The organism is Cupriavidus nantongensis, assembly GCF_041726985.1.
In the GTDB taxonomy this organism is placed as follows: Bacteria; Pseudomonadota; Gammaproteobacteria; order Burkholderiales; family Burkholderiaceae; genus Cupriavidus; species Cupriavidus nantongensis_A.
In genome coordinates this window covers 3,270,888-3,284,824 of sequence record NZ_CP168303.1, presented here as the reverse complement: position 1 = coordinate 3,284,824, position 13,937 = coordinate 3,270,888, and the positions used below count along the sequence as shown (strand labels likewise).

The window sequence follows — 13,937 nt, the reverse complement described above, 5'->3', positions numbered from 1 at the left end:
GCCGATGCGCGCGCCCGCCATGCTGCTGCGCGCGCTGCTGGCCGCGAGCCTGATGCTGGCCGCGGCCGGCGCCGCCGCGCTGGAAGTCGGCGACACCGTGCGCCTGCCCGAGGTCCGCACCCTCGACGGCCGCACGCTGAGCGCGGCCGCGCTGGCCGGCAAGCCGCTGGTGGTCGAATACTGGGCCACCTGGTGCCCGTTCTGCGCGATGCAGAACCCGCGCCTGCAGAAGCTGTACGAGCGCACACGCGGCACGCCGCTGCAGGTGCTGGCCATCAGCATCGACAAGGATCCGCGCGAGGCCGCCGACTACGTGAAAAAGCGCGGCTACACCTTCCCCGCGACCATGGATTCGCCCGCATTGCAGGCGGTGTTCGGCAAGCGCAAGGGGCTGCCGGAGCTGTACGTCATCGACGCGCGCGGCCGCGTGGTGCAGAAGGAAGTCGGCGAAATGCTCGAAGAAGACGTGGCCGCACTGGAGCGCTACGCAAAGCCATAGCCATGCGATGCCGGAAGCCCCCGCGCCCACCGGCACGCACTTACCCACAGGAAGAGACATGAACCGACGCGAGTTCCTGCAGGTGCTGGCCATCGCCGGCGCCGGCGGCATGACGTTCCCCCACCAGGATGCGCACGCCGCGCAGGCCGCCGACGCCATGTACGACGTGCCCCGCTTCGGCAACGTCCACCTGCTGCACTTCACCGACTGCCATGCGCAGCTGCGGCCGGTGTACTTCCGCGAGCCCAATGTCAACCTCGGCATCGGCGACTATGCCGGCAAGCCGCCGCATCTGGTCGGGGAGGCGCTGCTGCGCCATTACGGCATCCGCCCCGGCAGCGCGCAGGCGCATGCATTCACCTATCTCGATTTCAACGAGGCGGCGCGCCGCTATGGCAAGGTCGGCGGGTTTGCGCACCTGGCCACGCTGGTGAAGCGGCTCAAGGCCGGCCGCCCGGGTGCGCTGCTGCTCGACGGCGGCGACACCTGGCAAGGCTCGGCCACCGCGCTGTGGACCAGGGGCCAGGACATGGTCGATGCCGCGCTGGCGCTGGGCGTGGACGTGATGACGCCGCACTGGGAGATGACCCTGGGCGCCGAGCGCGTCCGGGAGATCGTCGACAAGGACTTCAAGGGCAAGGTCGCGTTCCTGGCGCAGAACATCAAGACCAACGATTTCGGCGACCCGGTGTTCGATCCTTACGTGATCCGCGAGATTAACGGCGTGCCGGTGGCCATCATCGGCCAGGCGTTCCCGTACACCCCGATCGCCAACCCGCGCTATTTCGTGCCGGACTGGACCTTCGGCATCCAGGAAGAGAACCTGCAGCAGGTCATCGACGCCGCGCGCGGCAAGGGCGCGCAGGCGGTGGTGCTGCTGTCGCACAACGGCATGGACGTCGACCTGAAACTGGCCTCGCGCGTGCGCGGGCTCGATGCCATCCTCGGCGGACACACCCACGACGGCGTGCCCGCGCCGGTGGCGGTGAAGAACGCCGGCGGCACCACGCTGGTGACCAATGCCGGCTCCAACGGCAAGTTCCTCGGCGTGCTCGATTTCGACGTGAAAAACGGCAAGGTGGCGGACTTCCGCTACCGGCTGCTGCCAGTCTTCGCCAACTACCTGCCGGCCGACCCGGCCATGGATGCGCTCATCGGCAAGGTGCGGGCGCCGTATGAAAAGAAGCTGTCGGAAGTCCTCGCCGTCAACCGTGGCCTGCTGTACCGCCGCGGCAATTTCAACGGCACCTTCGACCAGCTGATCCTCGACGGCCTGATGCAGGTGCAGGGCGCGCAGATCGCGTTCTCGCCCGGTTTCCGCTGGGGCACCACGCTGCTGCCGGGGCAGGCCATCACCATGGAGCACCTGATGGACCAGACCGCCATCACGTATCCGTACACCACGGTGACGCAGATGAGCGGCGCGACCATCAAGACCATCCTCGAAGACGTCGCCGACAACCTGTTCAATCCCGACCCGTACTACCAGCAGGGCGGCGACATGGTGCGCGTCGGCGGCCTGCAGTACACCATCGATCCCGCCGCCGGCATGGGCAAGCGCATCACCGACATGCGCCTGGCGGGCAAGCCGCTGGAGGCCGGCAAGACCTACAAGGTGGCCGGCTGGGCACCGGTTGCGGAGGAAGCGCGTGAATCGGGCGGGGCGCCGATCTGGGACGTGATGGCGCAGTGGCTGCGCAGCACCCGCGAAGTCAGCGCGCGCCCGCTGAACCTGCCGCGCGTGCGCGGCATGGACGGCAATGCCGGCATTGCGGCGTGATGTGGCAAACAGCACGCATGGGGGCGCGGAGGATTGAAGCGCGCCACCCAAGTACGCTACAATCCTCCGCGACGGGCCGATAGCTCAGCTGGGAGAGCGCTGCGTTCGCAATGCAGAGGTCGGGAGTTCGATCCTCCTTCGGTCCACCAGATTCTTCGCAACATCCCGTTTCGAACGAAAACCCCGGAGCCGCCAGGCTGCCGGGGTTTTTTGTTGGCGGCGTTCCCGCCGTCCCTCCTCACAACGCCGCAGCGACCTGCACCGGCAGCGTTTCCAGCCCCAGCAACTCCCTGAACCCGGCCTCGTGATGCCGCAGCGCATGCGGTGCATACCAGGCGTTGGCCGCCCGGCCGATGCGCCGGGCGGCGTCCAGGTCCGGCGTCATGGCCTCGATCGAAGGCAGGTAGTGCGCGGGCGTGATGCCATCGTGCACGCCGCGGTGGCGGGACAGCAGCACGGGGCAGACCGCGTGAGCGCAGTACGCGGCGAAGACCCCGCTCTTGGCGGCATAGTCGACGGGATAGGCCAGCACGCCGTAGGTCGACTCCGACAGCAGCTGCGCCGCTTCGGCGGCTTCGACGCGGCCGTGCACCACCGCGCCGCGCCGGGCGATGCGGGCGGCCAGGCCGGTATCGTCCAGGGGTGGGCCGACGTCATGCAGCGTGAAGCCGGTACGGCCGACCCATTCGAACAGCGCCTCGCCCGCCTCCTGGTAGGTCTGGGCGCGCAGCGCGGAGCCACCGAGCACCACCACGGCGGCCTGCCGGTCCCGCTGCTGCGCGCCGCTTTCGCCCAGGTTGGAGAACACCGGCAGCACCCGGTGCGGCCGCGCCGGCGCGTGGGCGTTGAGCCAGCGTGCCGAACCCTCGCGGTTGGTGACCCAGAAGTCGGCCAGCGATGCCAGTTCGGCGGCAATGTAGCGCTGCACCGGAGAGAGCCAGAACGCCGAGCGCCATGGCACGCCGTCGGCATACAGTTCGTGGAAGAAGATGCCGAGGCGGCGCATGTGCGGCCGGGCCTCGCGCAGGCGCCGCAGCAGCCACAGCGGCGTGCCGCGCCGGGCGTAGCCGTAGCCGACGTAATGGAGGATTACGTCGGCGCCGGCCAGGGCGGCCGCCGGCAGGTCGGGCGTTGCCTCGAGCAGCTGTCCCTGCAGCAGCCCGTTGAGCGTGGCGGCATAGTCCCTGACGCCACCTTCGCCGGGCGCGACCAGGCTGATGGGAGCGCCGATGCCGCGGTCATTCAGGTCGTGGGCGGACAGATTCGGCATTGGGACGGGCTCCTTGCGCATATGGCAAGGTTGTCATGTCCGCAGGCAGGATATCTGTGCTCCAGCGCACGCGGGGTCACGGCGTGGCCGGCGTCTGCCCAATGGAAAAAGCCCGCACGGCGAACCGTGCGGGCCTGGATCAAGCGATATCAGGGGAAGAAGCTTGCCGGGATCAACCGGCGCGCCTCAGGCTGACATGGCGCTCAGGGTACATTGCTCTGGGTGAAGTTGAACGGCTTGCCGGCCACCGCATAGGAACCGCCGAACTCGAACTCTTCATTGCCCGACTGGCCCACGCCGATATACAACGGGGTGTTCCCGCCCTGGAGGTTGATCGGGGCATAGCGATAGTTCAGCACCTGCTTGCCCGAATAGTCGGTCACCGAGATCACGCTGGTCAGCAGCGGGCTTTGCTGGGTTTCAGACACCGTGATCGGGTCGACGATACGCGAATCCTGCAGCGTCTTTTCGACCGTCAGCGTTGCCATGTCGACCAGCTGGATCTTCTGCTCGCCGCGCGACACCACCCACATCTTGGTGTTCGAGTTGCCGAAGCTCTCGCGATTCACCTGGTGGATCATGCTGGTCGGGTTCTTGCCCACTTGCAGGCTGGTCACTTCCTTGATCAGTTCCGGATCGAGGTTGGTACCCGACTGCACGCCAGCCACCGAGATCGCGTGGATCACGCCGTCTTCCGTCGCCACCCAGGCCTGGCCGGGGTTGGCCAGCATCGAGACCCTCACCGCGGTCGGCTTTTCGGCCAGGCTCATGGTCTTGACGATGGTCGGAGCGTAGTTGTCCACCGAGAACGTCTGCGGCCATTGCGAGTCTTCCAGGCCGGTATTGTTCAGGGTGTTCTGCAGATCGCTGAAGCTGCCTTCGAAGTAGGTGTTGTTGACCTTGTCGAACAGCGGCTTCAGGTCCAGGAACACCACCTTCTTTTCCGACTTCGAGATCACTGCGGCCACGCCGGCGCGGGAGATCAGGTCGGCGTTGACGCCACCCACGGCGTAGCTCTTCTGGTTGGCTTCGCTCAGGCCAGGCGTCGCTTCGTCGCGACCCAGGCTCGCGCCGCGGTCACCCACCGGGTCACGCATCCAGCCCTGGGTGGTGTTGTCCTGCATGACGCTGAAGTCGGTCACGGCGGAAATCTCCGTCGGGGCCTTCATATCCGGCAGGTCAACGAAGCCCAGCAGCTTCATGAAGACGAAGTTCGACATATTGCGGAAGCCCGGATAGAGGCCATGCCACGACATATCGCTGGAGTCATACGGACCGCCCACCTGGCTGCCGTCGGCGAGGCTGCCCAGCGCAATCACCGCCACCTGGCCCTTCAGGTTCTTGGTGTCCCAGATGGTCACCAGGGCAAATTCCGAATTCGGCGTAATGGCGATGGCCGTGGGCACCTTGCCCTCCGGCAGCTTCACCGAAGCCGAGTGCGAAGCCGTATTCATGCCGACCGAGGCAATCAGGCCGTTCTGGAAAGCCACCAGCGATTGTGCGCAATCGTGCTCGCTGCAGCGGCCCATGGCGATAGGCTGCGTCGGCATCGCGCCACCGTTGGCCGTGACGTGTTCCTTCAGCAGCGGATTGGTGGTGGTATGGCCCCAGAACCACGGGGTCTGCGGCTTTTCGGCAATGGTGCCGGCGCTCAGCGCGAGCGTCAGCAGCGGCGTGACGCCGGAGTCCGAAGCGGAGTCCGCGCGGAAAATCACGTCGCCCATGTTGCTGCCGTAGTCGTTGCGGGCGCAGTCGATGTTACCCAGCTGATAGATCACATTGGTGCTGGTATCCATCGTGGCGCCCGGGTAATCCTGCTGGAAACAGGTATTGCCGTGCGGGTAAAAGGTCTTGTCCTCGGGTTTCCATACCGTACCAACTGCTGCGGCGGCGGAATTACTCGCGCCGTAGCGATAAGCCATGGCTTTTTCGCCGGAATAATCCGAAGCAATGGCAACATATTCGTCGGCATTCAAATTGCCGGAGCCGTCGAAAATCTCATCGGCGACTTGAGTGGATTCTGCCGGGGTGGTCGGGCTGCGCGAAGCTTCGGTCGACGAGGTGCTACCGGAGGTGGTTGCATCGCTGCCATCGCCACCGCCGCCGCATGCCGTAAGCACCACAGCGGCGCAGGCCGCAGCCAGGAAGTTCAGGCTCGGGAGAATGTAAGAATTGCGCGCCCGGCGCAGGTCCGATGGGTTATCGCGGGGTAGATTTTTCCCAGTCATTGATTTTTAAGTGAATGGATAAAAGATGAAAGTGAATAAACATCACCACGCCCGTTCTTGTGCCGGTTTGCAGTGTGCACGACCAATTGCAGTGGCATAAAAAGCGGATCGGGTTAACCCCTTGGAAAACCCGGCAGCGGCGATACTAGGGGTATGCATCCGAGACCGTACAGGTCGGTAACAATGGGTTACGTGTGATTTTCGGGCAGGGCACCTATGCACTATTGCAGTGCGCACTTGCGACTTAACGATTACTCGACTCTGGATCACATGTAAGGATTTGTTCGATTTGTGGACAGTCTTCCGTACGCGGCAATATCATCGCGCGCGATTTTCGGGACTCAAGAAACGGTAATTGCGCTGGCTTGGGCAAGGCCAGGACAGAGATTTAATGCCGGACCAACGCCAGCGCTGTCAGGGGTTAATGCCACCTGAATTCCACGTGAATGCCAGCGGCGCGCCGCGTTAAGCGCCACGCCCAGCATCGAGGCAGGCCGGCTGCCGGCGACTCGCATCGCGCGGCGCCATACGTTATCGTTGAGCCCCTTGGAGCCCCGCGCGCGGCAGGCTCAGTCGACCGACCGTGCGCACCAAAGCCGTCTCGTCCCATGCAAGCCACCAGGAAATCGTTCGTCGGACGCATCCGCGAACAGCTGGACCAGCTATCGCCTTCGGAGCGCAGGCTGGCGGAGTTCGCGCTGGATTTCCCCGGCGATCTCGCGGGCTATACCGCTTCGGAACTGGCTGGGCTGGCCAATGTGTCGAATGCCACCGTGACGCGCTTCGTGCGGCGCATGGGCTATGCCTCGTATGACGACGCGCGCAAGCATGTGCGCTCGGAGAAGAGCGCAGGCTCGCCGCTGCTGCTGGCCGGCACCGAAAGCGCGGCCGGTGCGGCCGATAGCGGCTCGCTCGGCGCGCATCTGCAGCAGGGCCTGACCAACCTCGGCGCCACTTACCGGCGCCTGTCCGAGGCGCAGCTGCGGGAAATCGCCGAGGCCATCCTGAATGCGCGCAAGGTCTGGATCGTCGGCTTTCGCTCGAGCCAGCCGCTGGCCATGTACCTGCGCTGGCAACTGCTGCAGATCGTGCCGAGCGCGCAGGCGGTGCCCGGCGCGGGCGAGACCATGGGCGAACATCTCGCCGGCATGACCGAAGACGACGTGGTGATCGTGCTGGCGTTGCGCCGGCGCGTGCGCCAACTGCCGTCGGTGGTGGCGCAGGCGGCGAAGGCTTGTCCCAGGCTGCTCTACATCACCGAACAGGGCGCGACCACCAAGGTGCCCGCCCGGTGGGTACTGCGCTGCGATGTGCAGGCCCCCGGCGTGCTGGACAACCATGCCGCCGTGATCGGCCTGTGCCACCTGATCGTCACCCAGGTGATGGAACTGGCCGGTACCCCGGGCCGGCGGCATCTGGGCCTGGTCGAGGCTTTCCACGACGCGCTCGACGAACTCTGAGCGCCGGCGCCTGCCGCCGTCGGCGGCGAATGCCATCCCAATTCCTCGTTCCGTCGCGCTGCCAGCCGCCTTAAAAGCGGCACGCGGCGGCACGCAGCCGCCCCGCGTCGGTATAAACCCGCGTGAAAAATTCTTTTCAAAAATTTATCATATGAAAAAATCAAAACATTACGGCGGGAGCGGCTGAATCCCGGCCAGAAAAAAGCGCCGGCGTGCGCATGGAGGCAAGGCATGGGTGCGGAAGTCATGGTTTCTTCGACGCAGCCGCGGCTGCAGCAACTCGAACGGGCGCTGGACGATATCGGCGTCACTCCGTCGCACAAGAAAATCCTGGCGCTGATTTTGTTCGGCGTGCTGTTCGACGTGTTCGAGCAGAATGCCGTGGGCCTGGTGGGGCCGCTGCTGCGGGAACACTGGGGCGTGTCGGCGGCGGAAATCGGCTTTCTCAACACCCTGACCTTCGGCGCTGCGGCGCTGGGCCGGCTGGGTTCCGGCTATATCGCCGACCGGTATGGGCGGCGCGCGATGCTGAGCATCAACCTGATGCTGTTCACGCTGGGTGCGCTGATCTGCGCGCTGGCGCCGAATTACGCGGTGCTGGCCGCGGGGCGTTTCCTTGTCGGCTTCGGGCTGGGCGGCGAGATCTCGATCGCGGTGACCATGCTGGCCGAATTCTGTTCGTCGCGTTTCCGCGGTGTGGCGGTCGGCGCCATCAACGTCGCGGGCGGCGGGCTGGGCAATATGCTGGCGCCGGCCTTCGGGCTGGCGGTGTTCGCCTTGTTTCCCGGGCCGGACAGCTGGCGCTGGCTGTTCGGCTGCCTGGTGCTGCCGGCGTTTTTCGTGCTGCTGTACCGGCGCTTTATCCCCGAGACGCCGCGCTTCCTGCTGTCGAAGGGGCGCGTCGACGAGGCCAACCACGTGCTCAATATCCTCGCCTCGGGCAAGCTGTCGCGGCGCACGGCGCAGTCGACGGAATACCTGAGTGCCGCGCGCGAGGGCGATATCCAGCCGGAAAAGGTCCGTCTGAGCGAAGTCTTCACCGGCCGCCTGGCACGCCGCACCATCGCGGTGGGAATCGCCGTGTGCATGACCTATGGCGCGCAGATCTCGGTGCTGACGCTGATGCCGACGATCTTGATGGCGCAGGGCTACACGCTGACCAAGAGCTTTGCCTTCACCATCGTGATGCAGTCCGGCAGCCTGCTGGGTGCGGTGGCGGCGTCGTACTTCGGCTACCGCTTTCCGCGCAAGCGGGTGCTCACATTAGGGGCACTGCTGGCGTGCGTGATCGGTCTGTGCTTCGGCTTCCTGTCCAATTCGGCGGCGCTGGTCCTGATCTTCGGCGCGGCCTTCCAGTTCTGCGTGCTGCTGCTGAACACCTCGATCTGGATCTACGCGCCGGAGCTGTATCCGACCCGCGTGCGCGCCTTCGGCACCGCTTTCATCCTGGCGCTCGGCACCATGGCCGGCGCAGCCATGCCCCTGATCGCCGGGCGCGTGTTCGACCAGTACGGCATCGGCGGCATGTTCGGGATGATGGCCGGCATGTATGCGGTGTTCGCGCTGGTGCTGCAGTTCGCCCCCGAAACCTTCGGCCGGGCGCTGGACGGCGCCGACGACGAGCCCGGCGATGCATCGCGGCAGCCGGCCGGCCAGCCCGCCGCCAGCCAGCACCCCTGAATCCCGAGACATGAATGAGCCATATCCTGCTGATCAACCCGAATACTTTCAGCGCCACCACGCAGATGATGGTCGGCATCGCCCGCGCCTGGCTGGCGCAGCACCTGGACGCGCCGCCGGCCGTGGTTGGCGCGACGGTGGCGCGCGGCGCGCCGATGATCGTCGACGATGGCGATCTGGCGGTGGCCGCCGGCGCGGTCCTTGACGCGGACATGGTGCGCCTGGCCCGCCTTGCCGGGGGCGTGATCGTCGGGGCCTTCGGGGATCCGGGCCTGGAAGCCCTGCGCGCGCAGCTGGCCGTGCCGGTGGTTGGCATCGGCGAGGCCGCGATGCGCGCCGCCGCGGCGGGCGGGCGGCGCTTCGGCATCGCCACCACCACGCCACGGCTGGCGGCGTCGATCGCGTCGGGCGTGCGCCGGAACGGGCTGGAGGCCTGGTTCACCGGCGCGCGCTTCACCGATGGCGACCCGCGCGCGCTCGGCAACGCGCCGCAGCAACAGGAAGAACGGCTCGCGGGTGCGGTGCAGGCGTGTATCGACGATGGCGCGCAGGCCGTGATCATCGGCGGCGGGCCGCTGGGCGAGGCCGCGCGGGCGCTGGAACAGCGCTTCGCGGTACCCGTGATCGGGCCGATTCCGGCCGCATGCGATGCGCTGGCCCGCGCCCTGGGGCTGGCGCCGCGCCAGGGGCCGGCGGATTCGCCGGCTGCGGCCGCGGCAGGCGCTTAGGCTACCAAAGGCGCGCGCTAAGCCACGCGCGCCGGCCGCCTGGCCTTCATCGCGGACGGGCGTACCTGTTGCAGCGCGCGCAGTGACTGCAGGGCATCCTCGACCGCTTCGATGCCGTCGCGCAGGCGGCCGGTGGCATAGCCCAGGCGGCTTTGCGCGTCGGCATCGGGCGTGGACAGGTTTTCGAGTGCGTCGACTTCTGCCTGCATCTGTCCGATCAGGCGGCGTAGCTGGGATGTGCTGTGCGAGGCTAGCGAACGGATCGCCATCGTGAGAGCCCTCCTTGCAAAGACCGGGTGCGCCCGCTGGCGCTGGTCCGCACGCTTCGTGCGGTGCCCGTCCTTTCTACGGTAAAGGCGGCGCAATAAGTTAGCCAGCGCTGTTACGAAATCGGCACGATGGCGCGGCCTGCACGCGCGTCGTGCCGGCCCGCGCTGCCGACAGGTTCGGCTATAGTCACCCGATGGATTCGCACTCGCCCCGCATGCGCGCAAAACCCGGCAGCCTGCCCGACGACGGCGCCACCCCCGCCGCACAAGCCGATGCGCGCCATCGCGCCGGCCGCAACAGCACGCTGGTCAGCGTCGCAGTCAATATCGGCCTGACCGCGGTGCAGGGGGTCGCTGGGGTGATCTCCGGCTCGCAGGCGCTGATCGCCGACGCCGCGCATTCGCTGTCCGATCTGCTTTCGGACTTTGTCGTGCTGGCCGCCGGCTGGCAAAGCCGCAAGGACCCGGATGCCGACCACCAGTACGGCCACCTGCGCTTCGAGACCGCCGCCTCGCTGGCCCTGGGCGTGCTGCTGCTGACGGTGGGGGCGGGCATGCTGTGGGCGGCGCTGGGCAAGCTGCAGTCTGCCGGCGGCGCGCAGCCGGTGCAGCCGGTGGCGCTGTGGGTGGCGCTGGCCACGCTGGCGTCCAAGGAGCTGCTGTTCCGCTACATGCTGGCCGTGGCGCGGCGGGTGCGGTCGAGCATGCTGGTGGCCAACGCCTGGCATGCGCGCTCCGATGCGGCGTCGTCGCTGGTGGTGGCGCTCGGCATCGGCGGCAACCTGCTGGGCTACCACGTGCTCGACCCGATCGCGGCGATCGTGGTCGGTCTGATGGTGGCGCGCATGGGGCTGCGCTTTGGGTGGGATGCGCTCAATGACCTGATGGACCGCGCCGCCGACGAGGAGACCGTCGCCGCCATCCGCGCCACCATGCTGGCCACGCCCGGCGTGCTCGGCCTGCACGAACTGCGCACGCGCAAGATGGGCGACCAGGTCCTGGTCGACGTGCACCTCGAGATCGATGCCACCCTGACCGTGGCGCAGGGTCATGCCATCGCGGTGGAAGCGCGGCGCCGCACGCTGGAACACCACCACGTGCTGAACGTGATGACGCACGTCGACCCGGTATACGTGGGCGCAACCACGGCCGATGGCTGAGCCGGGCTGTGGACAGCTTGGCCCAGGCCTGGGGATAACCGGCGGGACAAGGTGTGTCACGCCTGGGGATGCGCTGTGGGACGTATACGGACAACTCGCGGGGGCGCGCGGGAGATGTATACGTTGCCGCCGTCTTGTCCCGGCAAATCAGGGTTATCCCGGAGCCGTTATCTTTGCTGCAAGTCACTGACCCGGAAGGGAAAAGGTGACTTATCCACGGCCCGTAGCCCGGTTTACCTACTACTACTATGTTTACATACGTAAACAATATAAAGACGACAGTCAGGACCTTTGCGCCAGACGGTGGTGTCTGGCTCCTATGTATACGCGGCGGCCTGTATACCGGCTAGCGCGGCACCTTGAACGCCTTGCGCGCCGCCAGCACCTGCGCGCGCGTGGCGCAGCCCTCCTGGTGGTCGTTGACCAGGCCCATGGCCTGCATCAGCGCATACATCGTGGTGGGTCCGACAAAGCGCCAGCCGCGCTTCTTCAGGTCTTTGGACAGCGCGGTGGACTCCGGCGAAATGGCCATGGTGCGCAGTACCTCGGGCGTGAGCACCTTCGGCCGGCTGGCCGGATCGGGCTCGAAGCGCCAGAAGTAGGCCGCCAGCGAGGACTCCGATTCCAGCAGTTCGCGGGCCCGCTGGGCATTGTTGATTGCGGCCTCGATCTTGCCGCGATGGCGCACGATGCCGGCATCGCCCAGCAGGCGCGCGATATCGCGCTCGGTGAAGCGCGCGACTTTCTCGATATCGAAATTGGCAAACGCCTTGCGGAAGGCTTCGCGCTTGCGCAGGATGGTCAGCCAGCTGAGGCCGGACTGGAACCCCTCCAGGCACAGCTTCTCGAACAGCCGGCGGTCGTCGGCCACCGGGAAGCCCCACTCGGTATCGTGGTAGTGGCAATAGTCCTCCAGCGTGCCGCACCAGCCGCAGCGCACCGGCGCGGCCAGCGCTTCCTTGTTGCTCGTCATGCGTACCTTTCCAGTATTGAATGAATGGGGTGCTGCTCCGGCTCTCGCCGGCCGGCGCATTTGCTGCGATCATGCCCGCACCTGAGACATTGCGGAAGGCTGAAAATGGACATGCGATTGACCACCCTGGACGAGGACGGATGGGAGCTCGACGACGCCGAGCCCATCGCCGCCGCCCACCCCGACACCTTCTGGATGCCGCCGCGCGCGGAACGCGACGCGCTTGCCACCGGCCAGCAGGTCAAGCTGATCTTCCGCATCCTGGTCGCGGACGAGGATGGCAACGAGGAAGTCCACGTCGAGCGGATGTGGGTCAATGTGACCGGACGCGAAGGCGCGCTCTATACCGGCGAACTCGACAACCAGCCGTACTGCACCGACGAGATGAATCCCGGCATGCCGCTGTGTTTCGAGGCCCGGCACGTCATCCATATCTATCGGGAAGGCGACGAGGACGCCTGAGCCGTATTTGCGCGACCGGCCGCCGGCCACAAAAAAGCCAGCCTTGCGGCTGGCTTTTTCGATGGACAGGCGCGGCGCGCTCAGGCCAGCCGCTTGCCGGTCCGGTCGTGCATGAACACCAGCGCGACAAAGCTGACCACGGCTGCGGCGATCACATAGTAGGCCGGCGCCAGCTTGTTCTGGGTCGATTCGATCAGCCAGGTCACGATCAGCGGGGCAAAGCCGCCGAAGATGGTCACGGCGAAGTTATAGGCCAGCGACAGGCCGGTGGAGCGCACTTCGGTGGGGAACTGCTCGGCCAGCACCGCCGGCGCCGGGCCGGTAAAGGCCGCCAGCAGGATGCCCAGCACGATCTGCACCTGCAGCAGCGTCTGCGTGGTCGGCGCCACGTTGAGCCAGTGGAACAGCGGATAGGCGAGCACGCCGATCAGCAGTGCCACCACGCCCAGCATGCGCTTGCGGCCGACGCGGTCCGACAGCATGCCCATCAGCGGGCACAGCACCAGGATGATGGCGCCGCACAGCGCGGTCGACTGGAACGTGGCGCCCAGCGGCAGGCCCAGCTGCTGCTTGGCGTACGACGGCATGTAGAACACCAGCACATAGGTGCAGACCGTCCACAGGATGGTCACGCCGAGGCCGGCCAGCACTTCGCGCGGGTGGTCGCGCAGCACCTGCGACAGCGGCGAGAACTTTACCTGCGCGGCCTTGCGCGCGGCCTGGCGCGCCTCGAACTCGGGCGGCTCGTGCAGGTGCGAGCGGATATACATGCCCACCGGGCCGATCAGCAGGCCGAACAGGAACGGGATGCGCCAGCCCCAGGCGTCGATCTGCTCCGGCGACAGGCCGTTGATGACCAGCGCGCCCATGGCGGCGCCCAGCATGAACGAGATGCCCTGGCTGGCCTGCTGCCAGCTGGCGTAGGCGCCGCGCTCGGCGTCGGGCGCGTGCTCGATCAGGAAGGCGGTGGCGCCGCCGACTTCGCCGCCGGCGGAAAAGCCCTGGATCAGGCGCGCGACCACGATCAGCGCCGGGGCCCACAGGCCGATCTGGTCGTAGGTCGGGGCCAGGCCGATGATGGCCGTGCCCAGCGCCATCAGCAGGATGGTCAGCGTCAGCGCCGCCTTGCGGCCGACGCGGTCGGCATAGACGCCCAGCACGATGGCGCCGACCGGGCGCATGAAGAAGCCCACGCCGAAGGTGGCGACGGTGAGCAGGAACGAGGTCAGGTCATTGCCGGTGGGAAAGAACAGCTTGGCGATGATGACGGCAAAGAAGCTGTAGACGGTGAAGTCGAACCACTCCAGGCCATTGCCGATGGTGGCGGCGATGATCGCCTTGCGTCGGGTGGCGTTGGTCAGTTCTGGAACGGGGGCGGTAGTCGCGGTCATGAAGCGTTGGTCATGCGGGGAAACCGCCATATTAAGC

At 66.6% G+C, this 13,937-nt stretch carries 12 protein-coding genes and 1 tRNA gene; 8 read left to right on the top strand and 5 right to left on the bottom strand.

The genetic code is table 11. From position 1 onward, the window contains the following. Nucleotides 1-4: 4 nt before the first annotated feature. The 3 genes from ACEI37_RS26515 to ACEI37_RS26505 all read left to right on the top strand — a co-directional run bounded on the left by ACEI37_RS26515 (nt 5) and on the right by ACEI37_RS26505 (nt 2,428). Entirely contained in the window at nt 5-499 is a 495-nt protein-coding gene (locus ACEI37_RS26515) for a TlpA family protein disulfide reductase (protein ID WP_373378768.1), read from the top strand. Between the two features lie 58 nt (nt 500-557). Beyond that, a complete protein-coding gene (soxB, locus tag ACEI37_RS26510; protein ID WP_373378767.1) occupies nt 558-2,279 on the top strand; it encodes a thiosulfohydrolase SoxB in 1,722 nt (573 codons plus the stop codon). Between the two features lie 73 nt (nt 2,280-2,352). After that, nucleotides 2,353-2,428, top strand: a tRNA-Ala gene (locus ACEI37_RS26505). An 89-nt stretch (nt 2,429-2,517) separates the two neighbouring features. Here the strand turns inward: ACEI37_RS26505 and ACEI37_RS26500 are convergent. Together ACEI37_RS26500 and ACEI37_RS26495 are read right to left on the bottom strand one after the other, a co-directional pair. Next, on the bottom strand, nt 2,518-3,549 hold the full coding sequence (locus ACEI37_RS26500; RefSeq protein WP_373378766.1) for a hypothetical protein: 1,032 nt from the start codon (nt 3,547-3,549) through the stop codon (nt 2,518-2,520). 203 nt (nt 3,550-3,752) lie between these two features. Next, entirely contained in the window at nt 3,753-5,471 is a 1,719-nt protein-coding gene (locus ACEI37_RS26495; protein WP_373378765.1) for a hypothetical protein, read from the bottom strand. Nucleotides 5,472-6,385: 914 nt separating this feature from the next. Here ACEI37_RS26495 and ACEI37_RS26490 point away from each other — a divergent pair. The 3 genes from ACEI37_RS26490 (at nt 6,386) to ACEI37_RS26480 (ending at nt 9,645) form a co-directional block, all read left to right on the top strand. Then, nucleotides 6,386-7,237, top strand: a complete 852-nt coding sequence (locus ACEI37_RS26490; RefSeq protein WP_373378764.1) for a MurR/RpiR family transcriptional regulator — start codon at nt 6,386-6,388, stop codon at nt 7,235-7,237. 231 nt (nt 7,238-7,468) lie between these two features. Beyond that, entirely contained in the window at nt 7,469-8,917 is a 1,449-nt protein-coding gene (locus ACEI37_RS26485; RefSeq protein ID WP_373378763.1) for an MFS transporter, read from the top strand. A gap of 14 nt (nt 8,918-8,931) precedes the next feature. Continuing rightward, complete coding sequence (locus ACEI37_RS26480) at nt 8,932-9,645, top strand: aspartate/glutamate racemase family protein (RefSeq protein ID WP_373378762.1); 714 nt, start codon at nt 8,932-8,934, stop codon at nt 9,643-9,645. Nucleotides 9,646-9,662: 17 nt separating this feature from the next. Here the strand turns inward: ACEI37_RS26480 and ACEI37_RS26475 are convergent, their stop codons facing one another. After that, nucleotides 9,663-9,914: a hypothetical protein gene (locus ACEI37_RS26475; protein WP_373378761.1), complete on the bottom strand. Its 252-nt coding sequence runs from the start codon at nt 9,912-9,914 to the stop codon at nt 9,663-9,665. 215 nt (nt 9,915-10,129) lie between these two features. On the opposite strand from ACEI37_RS26475, the gene ACEI37_RS26470 reads away from it, so the two are divergent. Further along, nucleotides 10,130-11,074: a cation diffusion facilitator family transporter gene (locus ACEI37_RS26470; RefSeq protein ID WP_373378760.1), complete on the top strand. Its 945-nt coding sequence runs from the start codon at nt 10,130-10,132 to the stop codon at nt 11,072-11,074. A gap of 346 nt (nt 11,075-11,420) precedes the next feature. Here the strand turns inward: ACEI37_RS26470 and ACEI37_RS26465 are convergent, their stop codons facing one another. Then, nucleotides 11,421-12,047, bottom strand: coding sequence for a DNA-3-methyladenine glycosylase I (locus ACEI37_RS26465; protein ID WP_111521219.1), 627 nt, complete (start codon nt 12,045-12,047; stop codon nt 11,421-11,423). 105 nt (nt 12,048-12,152) lie between these two features. Here ACEI37_RS26465 and ACEI37_RS26460 point away from each other — a divergent pair, with 105 nt between their 5' ends. Further along, nucleotides 12,153-12,509, top strand: coding sequence for a DUF2314 domain-containing protein (locus ACEI37_RS26460; RefSeq protein WP_373378759.1), 357 nt, complete (start codon nt 12,153-12,155; stop codon nt 12,507-12,509). A gap of 80 nt (nt 12,510-12,589) precedes the next feature. Here the strand turns inward: ACEI37_RS26460 and ACEI37_RS26455 are convergent, their stop codons facing one another. Further along, nucleotides 12,590-13,900, bottom strand: a complete 1,311-nt coding sequence (locus ACEI37_RS26455; protein WP_373378758.1) for an MFS transporter — start codon at nt 13,898-13,900, stop codon at nt 12,590-12,592. Nucleotides 13,901-13,937: the final 37 nt, after the last annotated feature.

What these genes read in the sequence shown, in the direction of transcription:
- ACEI37_RS26470 (WP_373378760.1), top strand. Translation starts at nt 10,130, where the DNA reads ATGCGCGCAAAACCCGGCAGCCTGCCCGACGACGGCGCCACCCCCGCC.
- ACEI37_RS26490 (WP_373378764.1), top strand. Translation starts at nt 6,386, where the DNA reads ATGCAAGCCACCAGGAAATCGTTCGTCGGACGCATCCGCGAACAGCTG.
- soxB (WP_373378767.1), top strand. Translation starts at nt 558, where the DNA reads ATGAACCGACGCGAGTTCCTGCAGGTGCTGGCCATCGCCGGCGCCGGC.
- ACEI37_RS26480 (WP_373378762.1), top strand. Translation starts at nt 8,932, where the DNA reads ATGAGCCATATCCTGCTGATCAACCCGAATACTTTCAGCGCCACCACG.
- ACEI37_RS26500 (WP_373378766.1), bottom strand. Translation starts at nt 3,549, where the DNA reads ATGCCGAATCTGTCCGCCCACGACCTGAATGACCGCGGCATCGGCGCT.
- ACEI37_RS26515 (WP_373378768.1), top strand. Translation starts at nt 5, where the DNA reads ATGCGCGCGCCCGCCATGCTGCTGCGCGCGCTGCTGGCCGCGAGCCTG.
- ACEI37_RS26495 (WP_373378765.1), bottom strand. Translation starts at nt 5,471, where the DNA reads ATGGCTTATCGCTACGGCGCGAGTAATTCCGCCGCCGCAGCAGTTGGT.
- ACEI37_RS26475 (WP_373378761.1), bottom strand. Translation starts at nt 9,914, where the DNA reads ATGGCGATCCGTTCGCTAGCCTCGCACAGCACATCCCAGCTACGCCGC.
- ACEI37_RS26455 (WP_373378758.1), bottom strand. Translation starts at nt 13,900, where the DNA reads ATGACCGCGACTACCGCCCCCGTTCCAGAACTGACCAACGCCACCCGA.
- ACEI37_RS26460 (WP_373378759.1), top strand. Translation starts at nt 12,153, where the DNA reads ATGGACATGCGATTGACCACCCTGGACGAGGACGGATGGGAGCTCGAC.
- ACEI37_RS26465 (WP_111521219.1), bottom strand. Translation starts at nt 12,047, where the DNA reads ATGACGAGCAACAAGGAAGCGCTGGCCGCGCCGGTGCGCTGCGGCTGG.
- ACEI37_RS26485 (WP_373378763.1), top strand. Translation starts at nt 7,469, where the DNA reads ATGGGTGCGGAAGTCATGGTTTCTTCGACGCAGCCGCGGCTGCAGCAA.